The sequence below is a fragment of the Pseudomonas fluorescens genome, assembly GCF_003732425.1.
In the GTDB taxonomy this organism is placed as follows: domain Bacteria; phylum Pseudomonadota; class Gammaproteobacteria; order Pseudomonadales; family Pseudomonadaceae; genus Aquipseudomonas; species Aquipseudomonas fluorescens_BE.
The window spans coordinates 349,468-369,039 of record NZ_MOBX01000013.1; the positions used below are offsets into that span (position 1 = coordinate 349,468).

16 protein-coding genes and 2 pseudogenes are annotated in these 19,572 nt (G+C 56.2%); 12 read left to right on the forward strand and 6 right to left on the reverse strand.

The window, feature by feature from the left end; genetic code table 11:
* The first annotated feature begins 159 nt into the window (after positions 1-159).
* Both BK670_RS11975 and BK670_RS29910 read left to right on the forward strand, forming a co-directional pair.
* A pseudogene (locus BK670_RS11975) lies at positions 160-462 on the forward strand (putative quinol monooxygenase).
* A gap of 194 nt (positions 463-656) precedes the next feature.
* Positions 657-838, forward strand: a pseudogene (locus tag BK670_RS29910) (monovalent cation:proton antiporter-2 (CPA2) family protein); the annotation flags it as partial.
* Between the two features lie 38 nt (positions 839-876).
* Here the strand turns inward: BK670_RS29910 and BK670_RS11985 are convergent.
* Entirely contained in the window at positions 877-1,860 is a 984-nt protein-coding gene (locus BK670_RS11985; protein ID WP_041481072.1) for an LLM class oxidoreductase, read from the reverse strand.
* 862 nt (positions 1,861-2,722) lie between these two features.
* On the opposite strand from BK670_RS11985, the gene BK670_RS11990 reads away from it, so the two are divergent.
* Positions 2,723-3,085, forward strand: a complete 363-nt coding sequence (locus tag BK670_RS11990) for a DUF6124 family protein (protein WP_123449931.1) — start codon at positions 2,723-2,725, stop codon at positions 3,083-3,085.
* A gap of 215 nt (positions 3,086-3,300) precedes the next feature.
* Here the strand turns inward: BK670_RS11990 and BK670_RS11995 are convergent, their stop codons facing one another.
* From BK670_RS11995 to BK670_RS12010, 4 genes are all read right to left on the reverse strand, one after another.
* Positions 3,301-3,615 carry a DUF6966 domain-containing protein gene (locus BK670_RS11995; RefSeq protein ID WP_123449932.1) on the reverse strand — a complete coding sequence of 105 codons (315 nt, stop codon included), beginning with the start codon at positions 3,613-3,615 and terminating at the stop codon, positions 3,301-3,303.
* 239 nt (positions 3,616-3,854) lie between these two features.
* A complete protein-coding gene (locus BK670_RS29915) occupies positions 3,855-4,106 on the reverse strand; it encodes an acyl-CoA thioesterase (RefSeq protein ID WP_311197025.1) in 252 nt (83 codons plus the stop codon).
* A 279-nt stretch (positions 4,107-4,385) separates the two neighbouring features.
* The gene (locus BK670_RS12005) at positions 4,386-5,135 is read right to left on the reverse strand and encodes a hydroxypyruvate isomerase family protein (protein WP_123451361.1); all 750 of its coding nucleotides are present in this window, start codon (positions 5,133-5,135) and stop codon (positions 4,386-4,388) included.
* Between the two features lie 7 nt (positions 5,136-5,142).
* A complete protein-coding gene (locus BK670_RS12010; RefSeq protein WP_123449933.1) occupies positions 5,143-5,829 on the reverse strand; it encodes an arylsulfatase in 687 nt (228 codons plus the stop codon).
* 154 nt (positions 5,830-5,983) lie between these two features.
* On the opposite strand from BK670_RS12010, the gene BK670_RS12015 reads away from it, so the two are divergent.
* The 4 genes from BK670_RS12015 to BK670_RS12030 all read left to right on the forward strand — a co-directional run bounded on the left by BK670_RS12015 (position 5,984) and on the right by BK670_RS12030 (position 11,915).
* A complete protein-coding gene (locus BK670_RS12015; RefSeq protein ID WP_123449934.1) occupies positions 5,984-6,886 on the forward strand; it encodes a GntR family transcriptional regulator in 903 nt (300 codons plus the stop codon).
* 227 nt (positions 6,887-7,113) lie between these two features.
* Positions 7,114-9,570 (forward strand): membrane-bound PQQ-dependent dehydrogenase, glucose/quinate/shikimate family, encoded by a 2,457-nt coding sequence (locus BK670_RS12020; RefSeq protein ID WP_123449935.1) that lies wholly within the window; start codon positions 7,114-7,116, stop codon positions 9,568-9,570.
* Positions 9,571-10,186: 616 nt separating this feature from the next.
* Positions 10,187-10,918 carry a TSUP family transporter gene (locus BK670_RS12025; protein ID WP_123449936.1) on the forward strand — a complete coding sequence of 244 codons (732 nt, stop codon included), beginning with the start codon at positions 10,187-10,189 and terminating at the stop codon, positions 10,916-10,918.
* 37 nt (positions 10,919-10,955) lie between these two features.
* Positions 10,956-11,915: a TauD/TfdA family dioxygenase gene (locus tag BK670_RS12030; RefSeq protein WP_123449937.1), complete on the forward strand. Its 960-nt coding sequence runs from the start codon at positions 10,956-10,958 to the stop codon at positions 11,913-11,915.
* A gap of 146 nt (positions 11,916-12,061) precedes the next feature.
* On the opposite strand, the gene BK670_RS12035 is transcribed toward BK670_RS12030, so the two are convergent.
* Positions 12,062-13,627 (reverse strand): carbohydrate porin, encoded by a 1,566-nt coding sequence (locus BK670_RS12035; RefSeq protein WP_123449938.1) that lies wholly within the window; start codon positions 13,625-13,627, stop codon positions 12,062-12,064.
* A 169-nt stretch (positions 13,628-13,796) separates the two neighbouring features.
* On the opposite strand from BK670_RS12035, the gene BK670_RS12040 reads away from it, so the two are divergent.
* From BK670_RS12040 to BK670_RS12060, 5 genes are read left to right on the forward strand one after another with little or no spacing between them, the layout of a single operon-like run.
* Positions 13,797-15,071 (forward strand): ABC transporter substrate-binding protein, encoded by a 1,275-nt coding sequence (locus BK670_RS12040; protein WP_123449939.1) that lies wholly within the window; start codon positions 13,797-13,799, stop codon positions 15,069-15,071.
* A 21-nt stretch (positions 15,072-15,092) separates the two neighbouring features.
* Positions 15,093-16,055 (forward strand): carbohydrate ABC transporter permease, encoded by a 963-nt coding sequence (locus tag BK670_RS12045; protein WP_123449940.1) that lies wholly within the window; start codon positions 15,093-15,095, stop codon positions 16,053-16,055.
* Positions 16,052-16,894, forward strand: a complete 843-nt coding sequence (locus tag BK670_RS12050; RefSeq protein ID WP_123449941.1) for a carbohydrate ABC transporter permease — start codon at positions 16,052-16,054, stop codon at positions 16,892-16,894. Before BK670_RS12045 ends, BK670_RS12050 begins: the two co-directional genes overlap by 4 nt.
* 27 nt (positions 16,895-16,921) lie before the next feature.
* A complete protein-coding gene (locus BK670_RS12055; protein WP_123449942.1) occupies positions 16,922-18,067 on the forward strand; it encodes an ABC transporter ATP-binding protein in 1,146 nt (381 codons plus the stop codon).
* Positions 18,064-19,566 (forward strand): glycoside hydrolase family 32 protein, encoded by a 1,503-nt coding sequence (locus BK670_RS12060; RefSeq protein ID WP_123449943.1) that lies wholly within the window; start codon positions 18,064-18,066, stop codon positions 19,564-19,566. The genes BK670_RS12055 and BK670_RS12060 overlap by 4 nt, the downstream gene beginning before the upstream one ends.
* Positions 19,567-19,572: the final 6 nt, after the last annotated feature.

Sequence of the window (19,572 nt, forward strand, 5' to 3'; positions counted from 1 at the left end):
CTACGTCGTTCTCACTGCCCGTGCGCTACTCGCCGCTACCCTTGGTCTATTTGGGTTTGTAATCCTGGTATCGTCGACCATAGTTAAGAGTCTCGGATGCCCCTCTTAGCTATCGCGATCTGATAGCGCCAGCCGCATCGTAACAACAGGAGCCACATCATGGTCAAAGTAGCGTTGTTCGTTCGCCTGGAAGCAAAACCCGGGAAAGAAAAGGATGTAGAGAGCTTTCTTTTGGGCGGCCTTCCGTTAGTGGAGTAGGAGCCAGCCACTACAGCCTGGTTTGGAATCCGCTTGGGGCCGTCCACCTTTGGCATCTTTGACGCATTCCCGGATGAAGCGGGCCGGCAGGCTCATCTTTCGGGCAAGGTCGCGGCGGCGCTTATGGCAAACGCTGCCGAGCTATTTGCCGAACCGCCATCAATCGAGAAGGTTGACGTCCTTGCGGCCAAGCTACCCGGCTAAGCAAACCCAATAGGAAGCTCCAGTCAGTACTGGGAGGCCCACGATGTATTTTGTGAAAATCAGGATAGCCTGGTCCTGCTGCTGTTCCGGGCGGTGATCAATCAAAACACCTGTATTGAAGATAAATGTCATGGCTAAAGTGCCGTGTCCAGGATTTATGCCATGCTCGCGCGCTCGGTATAAGTGAAAGGATACGCGCGCAAATCGTGTCCATGGACGGCGTGGAGCCGCACAGAATCTGCAAGGCAACGTGCTCATCACGGGTTTAGGCTGGGTAGGGTAGATTGTTTGCCGAGCACCGGTCGCTCATGGCGCGAAGATCTCCATCATTGATATAGAACCGGAGGTCATCCGCGCCGTGACACCTTATGGTTTCGTCAAGTGAGCATTCGTCGGCGTAGCAGTGACCGATGTTCAATGAGCTGCCTGACGCGGCTGCACTCCGAACTGCGCAACGATGTGCGTACCCAATTCCTCAATAACTTCCACCGCAGGGCGCTTGCCGTATTTGAGATTGAGAATGACGTGGTCCACGCCGATTTCCTCAAGCGACTCCAGCAAAAATCGTAGATGGTAACGTCCAAGTCTGAACCCCAAATGGATACGTGTGGGTGGCGTTGACGGATTCTCATCGAGATCGATGTACAGCGACTGAGTAAAGGGCTTATACACAGAGCCACATTGTTTCGTGACCTCCAGTCGCCAATCTTCCACGACCAGCCGCTGCATGTTCGGAATGCGTGGATAGTTGATCCATCCGCTGCTCTCACGCGCGATCCAATCCAGTGACTGGCGACTGTTGCCGGTCACGAGCATTGGAATGAATTGGGTGGTAGGTTTCGGAATCAGGTCTGCGCCTTGCATTTCACCAGTGCTCCAGTGGATGGGCTCAAAACTGGTGCTGTGGGCGCGGCGAATCACTTCGTAGTGTTCTCGAAAGATCTCTCCACGCCTTTCGGGATCGACGCCAAACGCCGAAAACTCCACTGGCCGATCTCCCGTAGCAACCCCCAGAATCAAGCGACCAGTGCTCAACTGATCGACGCTGGCTGACGCCTTGGCCGTGTGCAGGGGATGGTGCAGCGGGATGGCGATGGAGGCGGTGCCAAGTGCAATCTCCGAGGTATGGGCGGCCATATAACCCAGGTAAACCCAGGGGTCGAAGACTTGGCCGACATCGCCGAAGCCAGGGTCGCGAAGCGGCACGTCGCGAAACCAGAGCGCGCAGAAGCCCAGCGCCTCGGCTTGTTTAGCCAGTGTGACCTGGTTGAGCATGCTCGGAGTGTCCCCGTCGAACGCCTCCATGGGAAAGAATAATCCAAGGCTCAAATGCCCCTGAGTGAAGGTTCGGCTGAACCCTCGATGCTGCTGGTAAGGAATCGTGCTCGGCCGATACATACGGATTGACCTCATGGCAGAACGTGAACAGCGCCCCCGTTTCCAGAGGTGCTGCGGCATCGGTCGCTTTTGAACGGCAGGTGGGGGGACTGGGTCTGGCTTTTACCCGTTGCGCCGTACTGCCGGTCGTGTGGACCGGACTCAGGGGGCAGTTGCTGGCGATAGGCGCGGGTTGGTCCGGGTGGGTGTTAAGCGGACGGTCAAAGGAAGTCAGATCTCTCGGCTCTATACCACCAGATGGGCAAGGCGTTCGAGGAATTATTCTATAAGCGTAGGCGGTTTTGCAGCTCTCCGCCATATTCTTACAATCGAGCCGCTGGCGGGCGAAAGTCGCGTATCGAAGGCAGTTATCGGTCGTTTCCTGCCATTCCAGAACGGCCGCTATTGGCCGATAGTGGCCGCTCACAGATGTCCGTTTTCGGCCAGAAGCGACCGGTCTGTCTGATAAATAAATCTGTCCCCATTCCACCTCATTCCACCTTGCGGCGTGTTGATGAGGCGTGTTTAGGAGTTTTTCGTGGTTGTTTAAAAGACACGTCGCGTTACCAGCTTAAGGCTACAACGTCTTGCGCCATTGCCTACGACTACGCCAGAATCCGCCGGCTTGTGCGCCTCAAGGGCCACCGGTAACTTGGTTCGCATCACTGATTCCCAGTGATCGGGTTTAGTAGCCCGTGGTAAATGAAAGTGCACAAGCGTCCATCAAAAGGTATTCACGTACCTGCACTCGATGGCGGCTGTGCGTAGGGCGCCCTCGGGCGCGCCGGCTTTCTTCTTTTCCCCGGTCTACTAACCTGCGTACAGCTGCCACCCCCTGTTTAGTAGCTCGGAGCGGCGGCCACACCACAGGAAAAAGAAGAACATGTTCAAGATCACGCCGAACCCGCCGGAAACAGATCCGGCCTCCCCGTATGAATCCCCCAACTCCAAGAAATTCCACGAGGCCGCCGAACGCGCCCTCGACTACTACCTCACGCCAACCCAACGCATCATGGGCAGCGACCAGAAACACGCGCCCATGTTTCTGGCCAACGCCGACTACGACAGCGAGTCCCTGCTCGTCAACGCCAGCGAGTCCCTCAGCTCAGCCACCGAAATGCTCTGCAACTTCGCCGCCCTCCTGGACCCAGGCTACCGCAAGACTGCGCTGGGGATTGCGCAAGTGGTGATGCTGGGGGAATTGGCGGTGAATCGAGCGCTGGATAATGTTGTGCCGGTGGATTGAGGGGTAATTCCCTTTGCAACTTCGGGGACAGAACCAATTAAAAACGTGGTCTGTCCCCGTTGCTACACGTGATGTGTAATGCACTCTGTGCTCCCCGACTTCCGTGTAGGCAAACACCAAATCGCCCGTTACTGAGTCTACGGAGCTGATCAAAGTGAGATGCGCCGGTGGCCGGCCTGACCCCTTTGAATGACGTAGTTTGATAACCGCGACCCTTATGTATTTCGCTTTATGAAATCGGAGAGCTTCGCGGCTTTATTGCGTAACTCATCGAATCTTTCGTTTAGCTCAACATGGCCCGGCTTCCAGCAAAGGACGCCATTGTCATGGCTTTGACCAAGAATGAGATCATTGAATGAACCCATTCCGCCATAGGCTTGCTGTAGGTACTCAATTCCGGAGTAATCAGAATCCATTAAGCGTGCTCTTGCCTTACGCATCCACAGACTCCAGTGAGTATCTCCATCGCTCTCAAGCATTGCTGCAAGCTGATCAAGAACGCAGATCAGCTCTTCGGTTTTCGGTCCCATTTCTTAACATCCTTCAAGTGCAACACGATATGGGAAGTTGTCCCGCTACAGAGTGTTTCTTGCCTGTCTCGCTGCATAAGCTACTGTTTCGCCATCAGGTTGTCCAAGGGGCGCTCTTGGCCGATTGCTGCCGGTCACCAACGCTGCAATCGCCCCATAGCTCCCGGTGAGGAACGGTAGATTTTGACCACAACCGGCCACTTGACAGCCCCCCGAACGTTTTGAGTCCGTCTGATCTTCTATGAAAGAAGCGCTCGCAACGGAGCTGGAATGGGTACGACTTCTTTACTTTCCGGTGAGACACATACGTGTGTGACATTCGCGCTAAATGCCAGCACGCCTTTGCCTATAAACCCCTCAACCAAAAAAGTAAAAGAGTGCTCCCCCAACCTGGCCACGCCAACTTTAATAATCATTTCGTCATCCCACGTCACCGGAGCCAGCAACTCGATCGACATCGCGCGCACCGGCGGGAGTATATTAAAACTCATCACAGCTCTAAGCCCCGGCCCCCTACCTATCTGTCTAGTGCTGTACAAATGGCTCTACAGCAAAATGTGAAAATCGCGGGGTGTACACCACCCCTGCCGGATCACAATCTCCGAACAAAATAGTTCGACTTACAATAACCGCATCTGGCATTAAATCCCCCCTACTCGCCAGCGTCAGGCCGATATCAATGAGTTCTTTTCGCTCGGCCATCAAAGGCTTCTGCCTTTGATGACGGCGATTTTCTCTATATCAGCGACTCTAGGGTTTTCGGCTAGAACCTAAGCACTTAGCTGCTTGATCCAGTCCAGGCTCGCAACGGTAGTTCCAGAAGGACGGTACTCACATCCAATCCATCCCGCGTAGCCGCGCTGCTCCAGCGCCGCGAACAAGGCTGCAAAGTCGAGGCTCCCCGTTCCCGGCTCGTGACGACCTGGGCAATCGGCAATTTGCACGTGGACGGTTCTGTCATAGAACCGCGCCAGCACAGCGGCTGCGTCTCCCGTCAAAAGCTGCGCATGGTAAAGATCAAGAATCAGCCCGACACTCGGGAAGGTTTCCAGAATCTGTTGCGCCTTGCTGAAGTCAGACATGTAATAGCCCGGCATCGCCTCCGCGCTGATCACTTCGATAAGCGGTCGCAGCCCCTGGTCTTCGAAGTACTTGACCGCATATTCCAGGTTGCCCGCGTAGATACGCTCAGCGTCATTCTGTGTTGTAACGCCCGACATGATGTGGACGTCCGAACACGCCAACGCCTTTGCGTAGCTGACGGCCTGGCGCAACCCATCGCGAAACTCCGCTTCCATGCCCGGTAACGCGGCGATGCCTTTGGTCACGCCAGCCGGGGCGGCGAACTGAATCAACGGCAAACGGTATTGGGCTAAATGGTCGGCAAGCAGACTTGCGTCGAATTCATACGGCGACGGGAACTCCACCGCCCGGAAACCGGCGGCTGCGGCGGCTTCGATGCGTTGCAGAAAAGGCAATTCATTGAATTGGAAGCCGAGGTGAGCATTGAACTTGAGCATTGGGTAATCATCCATCCTGGGAAGAAGCGAAATCATTAGCCTGGAGCATCCTTCGCAGCTCCAGCACTGCACTGTCGGGCGTGGTCAATACGGGCAGACCAGATCGAGCCTGTGCTAGCCCGGCGGCGCTCGTCATCGAAAACTGGGCGAAACAGATCAGATCGCAGGCCTCGACCCGAGCGGCCATTGCTGCGATGGCGGTATCGTGACCTTGTTTGTCGCCTTCACTCAGCCTCTGCATCGCACCGGGAACAAAATACGGCACCACTTCCAGCACGCGACCACGACGCTCAGCCACTTGCTTGAACTCGGCCACTATCGAAGGGATGGTCGGCTCGAACGTCGCCAGCACAGCAATACGCGATGCTTGCGTGAGCGCCAGGTCGATCATGGCTTCGTTCGGCTTGAGTACCGGGATGGCAAATTCAGGTTTGCACAGGTCTATGGCATCGCCAAAAGCCGAGCAAGTGAAGAGAATGGCGTCCGCGGCACTTTGTACTGCGTAATGGGACAGTGCCAGAAAGCGCGCCTTCATACTCGAGGTTAGTTCCCCCTCCTCCACTCGATCTCGGGATAACGAGTCTTCAAGCAGATTGACGATCTGTGCCTGCGGCCATTGACGGGCAAAAGCTACCGTGACGGGATCGATTGCCAGTGCGGTCGCGTGGATCAGAAAAATGCGCGGAACGTTCATGCTCATGTGCCTCGACAAGGTTGTTCGACTAGTCCGCCAGCGTTCTTTGTGCAGATACCCACGTCCTCCTCGTGTGGTATTTTCCCACTCCAGTCCGATGGGGGCCTCTGCCCCAACGGGAACGGACTGAAGTTAACCATTCGAGAGAGAGCCTGTGATCAAGAAAGACCTCGCCCTGCAGTTGGCTCCACGCGTCATCGACATGGTTCGAGCCCGGTCGATGAAAGCCGGTGAGCCGTTGCGCGAGCAGACGTTCGCGCAAGCGCTTGGGGTATCGCGCTCGCCTGTCCGGCGCGTTTTTGCCTTGCTCGCTGAGTGGGACCTTGCCATCCAGGAACCCAATCGTGGCTACTTCCTGAAAAAAGATGCAGGGCAGATTCAAGAGGCCGCATTCCCTCTCGCCAGCGATCCCTTCGAAGACTTTTACCTTCGTGTGGTCGACGACATTCTTGGCGGAGAAATACCTGCCGAGTTTTTCGAAGCGCAACTGTTGCGCCGTTACGAAGTACCCCGAGGCCAGTTGCTCAAGGTACTCAACAGGCTGGCCAGCGAAGCCATGGTAGAGCGCAAGCCGGGGCAAGGATGGAGTCTCAAAGACTTCGTGCATAACGCCCAGGCACACATCCAAAGCTACCGTTTTCGGATGGCCATCGAACCGGCCGCTTTGCTTGAACCCGGTTACCAGGTCAATCACGCCGCATTTGCCCAAGCCCGGCAACAGCAACTGGCCATGCTCGACGGGGATATCCAAACCTTGTCCCGGGCCCAACTGTTCGAGGTGGGCGCCCAGTTTCACGAACTGATCGTGCAGTGCTCCGGCAATGTCTTTTTCATTGATGCCATACGCCAGCAAAATCAGCTCAGACGCTTCATGAGCTACAAGGCCAACGTTGATCGCACTCGTCTTATGGCGCAATGCCAGGAACACATCCATTTGCTCGACCTCATCGAGTCTGACCGGCGTGAAGAAGCCGCGCAATTTCTCTGGAGACATCTGGACGACGTAGGCCGACTCAAGACCCGGCAGGACGTCATGCCAAAAGATGAAGGGCTATAGAGCGCGTCACCCACTCCCTGGTAATGATCAAAGCTTCGTCTGAATGCTCTCCAGCCATTCGCGAAGCAGCTTATCAGGTTGTCTCTCCTCAACACAAAATACAAAAAACCATCCAATCTGTACGGAATAGTTAATTTTTTCGCCGGATATTGTATTTCGTTACAATAATGAGCAATCATGCGCGCCGCTCGGAAGGAGCCATATCGAATCACACAGGGATGATTGCAATGAACGAAGGGACGTTGGGTAGAGGAGCGGGAGTCTCGAACCTTCTGTTCGGGGCGTACAACATTTTGGTTGCCCTGCTTGGCGCGACGCTGACCTATAAAGGCGGTGCCCTGGTGGCGGCGGGCGGATCGCCCTATTACGCCATGATGGGTACCACCCTGTTGCTCTCGGCCATCCTCATCGGCCTGAAACATTCCCTCGGCCTCTACCTTTATGGCGCAGCCTCTCTGGCCACCTACGCCTGGGCGATCTGGGAGTCTGGATACGACGGCTGGGCTTTCATTCCACGCTTGGCGTGGCTGGCGGTTCTGAGCATTCCGTTTCTGGCGTTCTGGCCTTTAGTACGTCGTGACTTTGCCAATGCCAAACGAAGTCATTACTTCATCATTATGGGTGGGCTGCCGCTGATCATGGGGGGCACAATCCTGGTTCCCCTGTTCTTCCCGACTACCGTTCACCTCGCCGACTCGACGCTCGCCACAACACGCACTGGACAACCCTTCAGCCGCAGTACGGTGACTTCTCCGGACGGCAATATTGCCGCGTCACACAACGAGACCAACTGGACTGCCTATGCAGGTTCCAACTTGGGCAATCATTATTCCGCCGCATCACAAATCACGCCTTCGAATGTGCCGGGCCTGGTGAAAGTCTGGGAATACCACCATGGCGACGTGAAGCAAGCCGGTGAAAAGACCAAGTACTTGAACGAGGCCACTCCGATCAAGGTCGGGAACTCGCTTTATACCTGCACGCCAAAGCAAATCATCATTTCTTTGGATGCCACCACCGGAAAAGAGAACTGGCGGTTCGACTCCAAAGTTGACCCGGACTACTTCGCCAATGGCGGCGCCTACTGCCGTGGCGTCTCCTATTTCGAAGTACCCAATGCCAGTGGCCTATGCGCCTCGCGCATCATCTGGGGCACCAACGATATTCGCCTCGGCGCGGTAGACGCCCTGACTGGCCAAGCGTGCCCCGGCTTCGGCAACGCAGGTTTTGCGGATTTGAAAGACGGGTTAGGCACCTTCAGAAAAGGCTCGACGGGTATCACTTCCGCCCCCATCGTCATTCGCGGGGTCGTCATCACCGGAGGCCGAGTCCTTGACTCAGATGTGCGCCCGGCGCCTTCGGGGGTGGTTCGTGCCTACGATGCAGTGACCGGCAAACAGAAATGGGCCTGGGACCTGGGCCGCCCAGACACCAATACCCCCGCTCGCCACGACGAAACCTACACGCTCAGCACGCCCAACTCCTGGGCACCGCTTTCCGCCGACGATGAACTCGGCTTGGTGTATGTCACCACCGGCAACGCAGCTGGCGATTTCTACGGCGGTACCCGCACGGAACAGGAGGACAAGTTCAGCTCGTCCCTGGTGGCGCTGGATGCAGCGACAGGTAAGGTCAAATGGCATTTCCAGACCGTTCACCATGATCTATGGGACTACGACCTGAGCCCACAACCCAGCCTGATTGATTTCCCAACCGCCACAGGTTCACGCCCGGCCATCATCCAAGCCACCAAGTCCGGCCAGTTGTTCGTACTTGACCGCGCCACCGGCGAACCCCTGGTGGATGTCGTGCAATCGCCTGTGCCACAGGGGACCGCCCCCGGAGACTACACCGCTGCCACCCAGCCACTTTCGCCGGATATGCCGAGCACCATGGGGCGCCCATCGAAGACCCCGGAAGTACTCACCGAGGCCAAGGCCTGGGGCCTGACCCCTTTCGATCAGATGCAATGTCGCCTCGAATTTCGCCAGGCACGCTATGAAGGGATCTTCACCCCGCCGGTCGTAGGCCAACAAAGCCTGATTTTCCCCGGTCATCACGGCGGCTTGAACTGGGGAGGTGTGATGGTCGATCTTCAGCGAGGCCTGCTGATCATCAATAACCAGCGCCTCCCTTATATGCAGGGACTGGTTCCTCGCGAACAACTCGACGCCATCAATGCCAAGTCGTTCCAGGAATCGCCGGGCAACAGCCAAGGCTTCCGCGTCCAGGCCGGGCTGCCTTATGGCGCCATCAAGGATCCGTGGATGTCCTCCCTTGACCAGCCTTGCATTGCGCCACCCTGGGGTTTCATTGCTGGCATCGACCTGCGCACGCGCGACGTCGTCTGGAGCCGACCATTCGGTACCGGATATGACAGCGGGCCTTGGGGAATCGCCTCCCGGATGCGTTTTGAAATCGGTACACCGAGTGATGCAACGGGCGTGACGACAGCCGGCGGCGTGACGTTCATCGGCGCCACCCTCGATCGTTTCATGCGTGCTTACAACAGCGAAAGTGGCGAACTGCTGTGGGAAGAACGCCTCCCTGCAGGTAATCAGGCCTCACCCTTGACCTACATGAGTCAAGGCCGACAGTACGTCGTGGCCGTGGTTGGCGGTCATGATCGGATTCCAACCAAGTTGGGTGACAGCATCATTGCTTGGGCCTTACCCGAGAAGTAAGTCACGTTTTGTCTGAGAAGACTTGCCATGACAGTGTCGGACGCTAGAAACATATAAATGTTTCTACCCCCGCGACCGACGAAGAAAGTGAGTCATGGCAGTCTCTCGGTTTATTTAAATGGCGATAACTACCCGCACAGACTAATAAGTCTTATCGACACTATGACCCGCCTTTACTCGCCGGGACGTGACTGGGTGGACGATTGAATATATTCAGGAGGGAGATGTTTATCGGACCGAAAACTAGTCAGCGCAACGATGCAGCCATTTGGATAATGCACTGACTTTCCGCCATAAAGAGTAAAGGGGTTACGAACTACCGTAGCCCTTACTCACGCATCAACCAGACTTTATTCATCAGCCTCGACGCCCCCTTTAACAGGAGCGGAAACCTTATCGTGTTGAAAAAGATATACGCCTGACAATCAAGCGACATCCACCAATGTAAAAGCTCGACATGGCCAAGTGTCTGAAGCAGGCAATGGCTGAGCCCAACCTGCTACACCTGATTGTTTCGGAACACTTATAGATGCTTGTGCAAAGGACAAGTGACTTTGCAAAAAAGCACCGCATCAAGATGCACGTTTAACCTTTAAAAACTGGACAGGAATTAATAATGCTCGGAATCTCTGATGACTTGTATATGTTGGTGGGCGTCAGTTTTATCACTTCATTCATGACTGCCGCCATTGGTGTTGGTGGTGGTATTGGATTGCTTGCAGTGATGCCTCAATTCATTCCCATATCTGCGGTAGTGCCGGTTCACGGTTTGATTCAAATGGTCAGCAATGGCAGCAGATTTGCCTTTGATTACAAGAGTGCAAAAATAGAAATCCTGCCTAGATATGTCATTGGCTGCCTTGTCGGTGCCTTCATAGGTTATTTTTTTATCGGGAAATTCCCCGAGCAATATCTATCACTGATCCTTGGCCTTTTTATTCTGGCCATTACCTGGACAAAGATCGTCTCGCGTCTGGGGTTTGTATTTAAGAACTTTGCAATCGTGGGGTTCTTTCAAACGTTCCTTTCACTCTTCGTGGCAGTGACCGGTCTGATATCACAGCCGATCCTGATGAAGATGAACATCAATAAGAATGAAGTGATCGTCACCCACGCCATGCAAATGAGCGTGCTCCACGGCTTGAAAGTGGCGGCCTTCGTTATTGCCGGTTTTGCGTTCATGGATTACGCAAATCTCATCATCATCATGATTACCGCATCCACGCTTGGATCGTATTTGGGTGGATTTCTCAGAGACCGTATATCGCAGCGTGTAGGCGCCATGCTTTTAAAAGCAGGGGTGACGTTTTTTGGTTTGAAAATGGTCTTCGATCATTTTTTTCAGTGACATGTAAAAGCTTTCCCATCAAGACAAGGAGTGTGAAATGACTACGAGCAAAAAGTTTGATTTTTTTGACACCAAAGGAATCGCCCTTTTTCTTAAAGAAAATGGATATTGCGTGATCAAGCCTCAAGACCACTCTGTGGAAGCTTTTAGAGAGACGGCGGGTAAGTTTGGACTGATTCAGTTCCATACGAAATCGGATGAACATGGTGTGGTCGGCGGTGGCGAGCCGATAAACAAAGACTGGCAAACTTTCAAGGACGATTACCACGGTGAACTGTCGAGCGATTTCTTCCCGCATACCGACGGATCTTTTCTAAACGGAATGGTTTATGTTGATGGCCAGGCAACAAAAGTCACCCCACCCAAATTCGTCATCCTCCAGTGCATTTCCAAGCCTGAGTTTGGCGGAGATAACTTCCTGGTGGATGGACAGAAAATTTACAATGACCTGCTTGCCAATCAGGCTGACACACTGAAGATATTGATGGCCCGCGGCAGTGTTGCCTACTGCCGGGACGATTTGCTGTCTATAGATTGCGCAGTATTCGAACAGGTCACTACCGACACATTAAGAATCCGCTACAGATATGACAGCACCGCCTTCATTCCTGAATGGGCCAATGCTGCCTTTAACTACATCCAGAACCACTATTCCACCAACGAGAACTACATCACCAATATCAGCCTTGAACCGGGGGACATTCTGGTCATGGACAACCTGAGAGTCCTGCATGCCCGCCATAAATTTGTGGATGGCACCATGAAAAGAAAAGTAAGACGCCTTTGGATTGCTGACGACTCAAATACCACCTACAAGAACATATTGGATCAGTCACCCGTGCGCAGAGCCATGTTGCCTTTTCAGAAATACAACATTGCCCAGCATGAAAAAACCGATCATTCATTTATCGAATACACGTGCGGCATTCATTACCATTCGAACAAGAGCGTATTAACGAGCCATAAAAATCCCGAGATGATGGCCGAACAACACTAATCTGCAGGAAAGAAGCCGATGTCCACGTCAGTGACGATCGACGACGCTAACCGCTAAAACGCATAGCAGCCGCGACAGCTTTTCAGCTGTCGCGGTTCTGTAGCAAACCTTCCACATCATCGATGGTGCATGAACACGTTCAACGATTAAAACCAGGTTTCCATCTGTATACCGTATTGCCACACCCCTCCCGCCTGGAAGTCGGACATGCCAAAGGCGTCTGTAGTACTGAACCTGTCCAGATCCGAAGACCAGTTCATGTAGCTTGCGAACACTCGCAACTCCGGACGCGTGAGGAGATCGCCAACGTCAAGCTTGAATGTCGGGGCGACAGTGATTTTCCAAAAGCTACCATCGACCGCATTACGTTGTAGATAGCCTTTAGGGTCGAGGTTCATGGTTTGCCAGCTCATTTCGTAGGCCATTTCGAAGTTGCTGTTGATGGTGTTGGCCAATCGCACGTTCAGGGTCAGCCAGCGGTAGTCGTCACCCTTGACGTATCTATCCTTGCTCTGTTCGGCCAGCACGCTGGGCCCGATGCGCCAGTCAGAGGCAAGCGGGGTCTCACCGTAAAGTGCCAGACGCAACGCGCGGGCCTCGTCGATCAGTTCACCATCCGAGCCAACGTTCTTGACCTCTGCCCCCAGACCTTGCCCATAGAGCAGCGCCGTTTTGAAGAACCCTTCCCTGCCGAAAAAGGTTTTCTGGTGATTGGCCAGCATGCTGTGCAAACCGCTATCGGCAGGCGTCAAACCGGCTTTATTGGTGCGGGTGCCGACATCGTTTTTCTTTGCGCCGATGGCGTTGTACATCCACTGCCACTGGCCGTCCTCGAAGAACTGGTTGGAGGTCAGGATGTAACTTTCCACATCGGCGTTAATACCGCCCTGACTGAAATCCCCGTAGCTACGCCCAATCAAGGAGTAATTCGAACGCCAATGCTTGTTCATCTGCACGTCGTAAATTCCACCGCCGGTGCCGGCCAGGTAAACGACGTCGGAGTCCAGCCAGTGGATATCGAAATTATCCCTATCGAACCGCTTGCCTGCCCACAGCGTAGCGTTCTCGAACACTGAATTGCCTTTGAACGCAGCGACATGGTCGAGCGTGGCGAATACCTGGCGTACGTTGAGTTTGCTTTCGTCCGCCGTCCAGTCATTGGAACTTTCCACACCGTCGGCGATGGAAACCGTGAATTTGGAACGGGTGCCGTTTTGCGCATAGACCTCTTTCGACAGGTCGATACGCATGTAGGTGTCGTCTTCGTTACCGAGTCGCCCGACTGCACCACCCACCGAGCCGGCCGGCGTTGTATAAGGGCCGCCACGCCCGCCACCCAGCCCCTCGTCTACCAGCAATCCGGAGCGCGCATAGCCGTTGAAGCTGAACCCATCGGTGAGGTGTCCGCTATTGCCCTCCTCCTCCAGGCTTTGCTGACGGGCTTCGAGTTTTGCCAGTCGGGTGTCCAGAGCAGGCGCCGAAATGGCTGTTGCGTTAGACGCGGCGGGCTGCAACGGAGGCGTTGCGAGTTTGATCTGCTGCAATTCCCGGGCAAGTACTTGGGTCTGCTGTTCGGCCGTGGCTGCGCGCTTTTCCGCCGCGCTGGCACGGGCTTCAAGTGCGGCCATGCGCTCTTCCAGTGTCGCGGCCTGAGCGGTCGCCGCGGATGTGCCGAGCACACCTGCCAGTAGCCAGCCTGTTGCTTTGTGCATATGAAATCCCTGTTTTGTTTTTATTGTTGGTTGACGCAAACGGCCGTTTTTTTGCGTGCGTTGCGAGTTGTCGCAATCGACGAAAAAAAGGGTGCCTCATCGCAAATACGCTGCTACATTTGGCGATGTTAACGTTAACTTTTCTAAAAACAAAAATAAAGGACGCTCGATGAAACACCTGAAATCGCTCCTGCCTGTTGCATTGATCACCCTGTCTGCCGCACTTCCATCCCTCTCGAGCGCAGCCGATCTGACGATCTCGTGCGGGGCGGTGGGTGCGGAGTTGCAGCTGTGCAAGGAGGCCGTCGAGACATGGTCGAAACAGACTGGCAACAACGTCGAGGTGGTCTCCACGCCTAACTCGGCGACCGAGAGGTTGTCGTTCTACCAGCAGATCCTCAGTGCGCAGTCCACCGACATCGACATCATTCAAATCGACATGGTGTGGCCGGGGATGCTGGCCAAACACCTGATGGATCTGCGTGAGGTGCTTCCCGCCAACGCGACCCAAGGCTACTTCCAGGCACAGGTCGATAACGCCACGGTCAACGGACGGCTGGTGACGATGCCGTGGTTCACCGACTCGGGGCTGCTGTATTACCGCAAAGACTTGCTTGAGAAATACGCAAAGCAGGTTCCTCAGACGTGGGAGGAAATGACCGCTACCGCCAGGGATGTGCAACAGGCTGAGCGCAACGCCGGGAACGCCAATCTCTGGGGTTACATCTTTCAGGGACGTGCCTACGAGGGCCTGACGTGTAATGCGCTGGAGTGGATCAGCAGCCAACCGCAAGGCGGACTGATCAATCAACGCGGAGACATCGTGGTCAACAGTCAGGCCTCAAGAGCGGCGTTGACGCTGGCGAAAAGTTGGGTAGGAGACATCTCTCCGCGTGGCGTGCTCAATTACACCGAGGAAGAAGGACGTGGCGTATTCCAGTCGGGTAATGCGCTGTTCATGCGTAACTGGCCTTATGTCTGGGCCCTGGTGCAAAGCCAGGACAGTGCCGTAAAAGACAAGGTCGGGGTCGCTCCCCTGCCCCGCGGCGGCGAGTCCGGCGAGCATGCCTCCACCCTCGGTGGCTGGGGCCTGGCGGTATCGCGTTACAGCGCTCATCCCAAACTTGCCGCCGAACTGGTGAGCTACCTGACCAGTGCCCAAGAGCAAAAACAGCGTGCCCTGACAGCCGCCTACAACCCGGTGATCGAGTCGCTGTATCAAGATCCCGAGTTGCTTGCGGCCATGCCTTATTACGCTCAGTTGCACAGCATTCTCAACGCTGGGGTCATGCGCCCCGCCGCAATCACTGCCGATCGCTATCCACGGGTCTCCAATGCGTTCTTCGATCGGGTGCATGGCGTGCTGGCGGGCGAGTTGCCCGTCGATCAGGCGCTGGCCGAACTGGAAAGTGAACTCACGCGTATCAAACGCCAGAACTGGTAAGCCACAAGGAAGGAAATCACCATGTCTGTCTCTACTGCCCCTGTCCCCTTTGACGAGCTTCTGCTCACGAGGGAAACGCCTGTACAACGTCGCCGGGTGCGCGCTGCCTGGCTGTTTCTGACGCCCATGCTGGTCTGCCTGGCCCTGGTGGCAGCCTGGCCGCTGCTGCGCACATTCTGGTTCAGCCTGACCGACGCCAGCCTGGCGGACACCGGTGGCGCAACCTTCATCGGCGTGAGCAATTATCTGTTGTTCAGCGGGTCCGGCTGGTCGGGCATCCTCGTCGATCCACAGTGGTGGAATGCGGTGCGCAACACGTTGTATTTCACGGTGGTGTCGGTGGGACTGGAAGTCGTCCTGGGGCTGTTGGTGGCGTTGCTGCTGAGCATCAAGTTCACCGGCCGCTCGCTGGTGCGCGCGTTGATTCTGATTCCGTGGGCGATTCCAACGATTGTCTCGGCGAAGATCTGGTCATGGATGCTTAACGACCAGTTCGGCATCATCAATCACCTGATGATCAGCCTCGGCCTGATTGACGCCCCCCTGGCCTGGACCGCAGATGCCGACCTGTCGATGTGGGCGGTGATCATCGTTGACGTCTGGAAGACTGTGCCCTTTGTCACGTTACTGATGCTCGCTGCCTTGCAGATGTTGCCGAGCGATTGCTACGAAGCGGCCAGGGTCGATGGCATTCATCCGCTGAAGGTGTTCTGGCGCGTCACGCTACCACTGTTGATGCCTGCACTGCTGGTGGCGGCGATCTTCCGTATCCTCGATTCCCTGCGGGTATTCGACGTCATCTATGTGCTGACCTCGAACTCGTCGAGCACCATGAGCATGTCGGTGTATGCCCGCCAGCACCTGGTGGAGTTCCAGGACGTCGGTTACGGCAGCGCGGCGTCGACGCTGTTGTTTCTGGTGGTCGCGGTGATCGCCATGCTTTATCTCTACCTCGGACGCCGTCAACTGGAGGTCCGCGCATGAGCCCGCGCCTGCTGAAAAAAGCACTGTTGCGCCTTGGGTTCTGGTGCCTGATCGCGGTTTTGCTGCTGTATGCGGTTTTCCCGTTCTACTACGCCATCGTGACCTCGCTGAAGCCCTCCAGCGCCTTGTTCGAGGTGAGCTACTGGATCGAACATCCCGACTTTTCCAATTACGCGGCGATCCTCCAGCAAGCCTCATTTCTGCGAGCGATTGGCAATTCGCTGGTGGTTGCGCTGTGCGTGGTCACACTGGCGCTGTTCCTCAGCCTGACCGCTGCCTATGCCTTGGGCCGAGTGAAATTCCGTGGACGTGGCACTGTGTTGATGATGGTCCTCGGCGTGTCGATGTTTCCCCAGGTTGCGGTGCTGTCAGGGCTGTTCGAAGTGATCCGCGCCTTGGGTCTTTACAACACGTCCTGGGCGTTGATCCTCAGCTACACGATTTTCACCCTGCCCTTCACCGTCTGGGTGCTGACCACCTTCATGGGGCAACTGCCCCATGAACTGGAGGAAGCGGCAATCATGGATGGTGCGTCACCCTGGGTGACGCTGACCCGCGTGCTGTTGCCGCTGCTCTGGCCTGCACTGGTCACCACCGGTTTGTTGGCCTTCATCGCGGCGTGGAACGAGTTCCTGTTTGCCCTGACTTTCACCCTCACCGACAGCCAACGCACGGTGCCGGTTGCCATCGCCTTGATTTCTGGCGGCAGCCCCCATGAGTTGCCTTGGGGCTTGTTGATGGCTGCCTCGGTGCTGGTCACCGTCCCACTGGTGATTCTGGTGCTGATCTTCCAGCGCCGAATCGTTTCCGGTCTCACTGCCGGCGCGTTAAAGGGTTGATGCCCAATAAAGACAAGGAACAGCATCGTGATCAAATTGAAACTGGACAACGTCAACAAACAACTGGGCGGCGCGCGGATTCTTCGCGACATCAACCTGGAGATCGCTGCGGGTGAATTCGTGGTGTTCGTCGGTCCTTCGGGCTGCGGAAAGTCGACCCTGCTGCGCCTGATCGCCGGACTGGATTCGATCTGTGCCGGCGACCTGCTGATCGACGGGCGCCGGGTCAACGACCTGGAACCGCGCGAACGTGGCGTCGGCATGGTGTTTCAGTCTTATGCGCTATACCCGCACATGAGCGTCTACGACAACATCAGTTTTGGCCTCAAACTGGCCAAGACTGAAAAGAGCAGCCTGCGCGAGCGGGTGCTGAAAACTGCGCAAATCCTGCAATTGGACAAACTGCTGCAACGCAAACCAAAAGAACTGTCTGGGGGACAGCGTCAGCGTGTGGCCATGGGCAGAGCCATGGCGCGGGAACCGGACATTTTGTTGTTCGATGAGCCGCTCTCCAACCTGGATGCCTCCTTGCGCGTGCAGATGCGCAACGAAATCGCCCGGCTGCATGCCCGACTGCGCTCAACCATGATCTACGTCACCCACGATCAGGTGGAAGCGATGACCCTGGCTGACAAAATTGTCGTGCTCAATGGCGGTCACATCGAGCAAGTCGGCTCACCGCGCGAACTCTATGAGCGCCCCGCGAGCCGCTTTGTCGCCGGTTTTCTCGGTTCGCCGAGAATGAATTTCCTGCCGGCCCGCCTGCATGCGCCGGGCGAAACCAGCCTGGTCGATACTCCCGTTTTGGGGATGGCCACCCTGCCCTTCGACAGTTCGAAGCTGGCGGCGGACGCCTCGCTGAGTCTGGGCGTCCGCCCGGAACACCTGTCGCTCAAGGCGGCGTCGGGAGCGGCTGGCATCGTCGTGACCGGGGTCGAATACCTGGGCAGTGAAACCTATGTGCACCTGGATTCAGGTCAGGACGAGCCACTGATCTGTCGTTGTGAAGTCAACGCCGGATGGCAGACCGGCGATCGGGTCGAACTGCAACTGGACATCGACATGATCCACCTGTTCGATACCGACGGCATGGCATTGAAGCGCCACCCGCACGCCATTGAATCCGTGGCGGATGACCTCGCTCTACGCTCAATCCGAGCGCACGCCCTATGAACTTGTCTTTGAATACGCCGAGCGATCCCATGTCTTCGACCCTTGACCTTGCGCAGCGCGCACTGGCTGACAGCCAGTCTCGCGTCATCGAGGACTATCGACCCGGTTATCATATTTCTCCGCCGGCAGGCTGGATGAACGACCCTAACGGGGTCGTGTACTTTCGTGGCGAGTACCACGTGTTCTATCAGCATCACCCCTACGACGCGAAATGGGGGCCGATGTATTGGGGCCACGCCAAGAGTGCCGACCTGGTTCATTGGCAGCACCTGCCCATTGCACTGGCACCCGGTGATGACTGCGACCGTGACGGCTGTTTTTCCGGTAGCGCGGTGGTGTGTGGCGATACCCTGGCCCTGATCTACACCGGGCACACCTGGCTGGGGGAAGTGGGTGACGAGCGCTTCATCCGTCAAGTGCAGTGCCTGGCGACCAGTACCGATGGCATCCGCTTCGTCAAACACGGCGCGGTGATCGACAGCGCGCCGCAAGACACCATCATGCACTTCCGTGACCCCAAGGTCTGGCAGGTGGATGACTATTGGTACCTGATTGCCGGCGCACGTCTGGGCGACAGGCCGCTGCTGCCGTTGTACCGTTCCACGGATCTGCACGTCTGGGAGTTCCTCGACTACGTGTCCGCCGGCAGCGAGGGCGATGGCTATATGTGGGAATGCCCGGACCTGTTTCGACTGAATGGACGCGATGTGCTGCTGTACTCACCACAAGGCATGCAAGCCGACGGTTACGACCGGCTCAACAAGTACCAGACCGGTTATCGAGTGGGCCAGCTCGATAACCAATGGCACTTCACGGGCGGGCCTTTTATCGAGCTGGATAACGGCCACGATTTCTATGCAGCGCAGACGCTATTGGCCGCCGATGGTCGGCGCCTCGTATGGGCATGGCTGGACATGTGGGAAAGCCCGATGCCAAGCCAGGCCCATCACTGGTGCGGCATGCTCGGATTGCCCCGCGAACTGGAACTGTGCGCCGATCGCCTTGGCATGTATCCGGCACGGGAGCTCAGCGCGCTGCGAATGACGTTATTGCCGGGTACGCCGTGGTGGGGAGAGTCGGGAGCCTGCTGGGTGCCGCAAGTGCATGGCGACATGCTCGAAATCCATGTGCATCTGGATCTGCTCGGCTGCACTGACGGCCAGTTGGGAGTCGCCTTGCGCTGCAGCGACGATGGCCGTGAAGAAACCCTGCTCTACTATGATCCGTCACTGCAGCGCCTGGTACTTGACCGCAGCCGCTCGGGTGCGCAAGTCACAGGCCAGCGCAGCGTTGCGATAGACCCGACACAAGCGCGACTCGAGCTACGCGTGTTTCTCGACCGATCATCGATCGAGGTGTTCGACGAAAACGGCCGCTTCAGCCTCAGTAGTCGGCTCTATCCGCGCTCCGACAGTCTGGGGGTGAAGCTTATGGCAAGCGGAAGTGGCGGGCGTGTTTCGATTGCCAGGGCATGGCCGCTCGGTTCGGGATGGTCATGAGCGGCG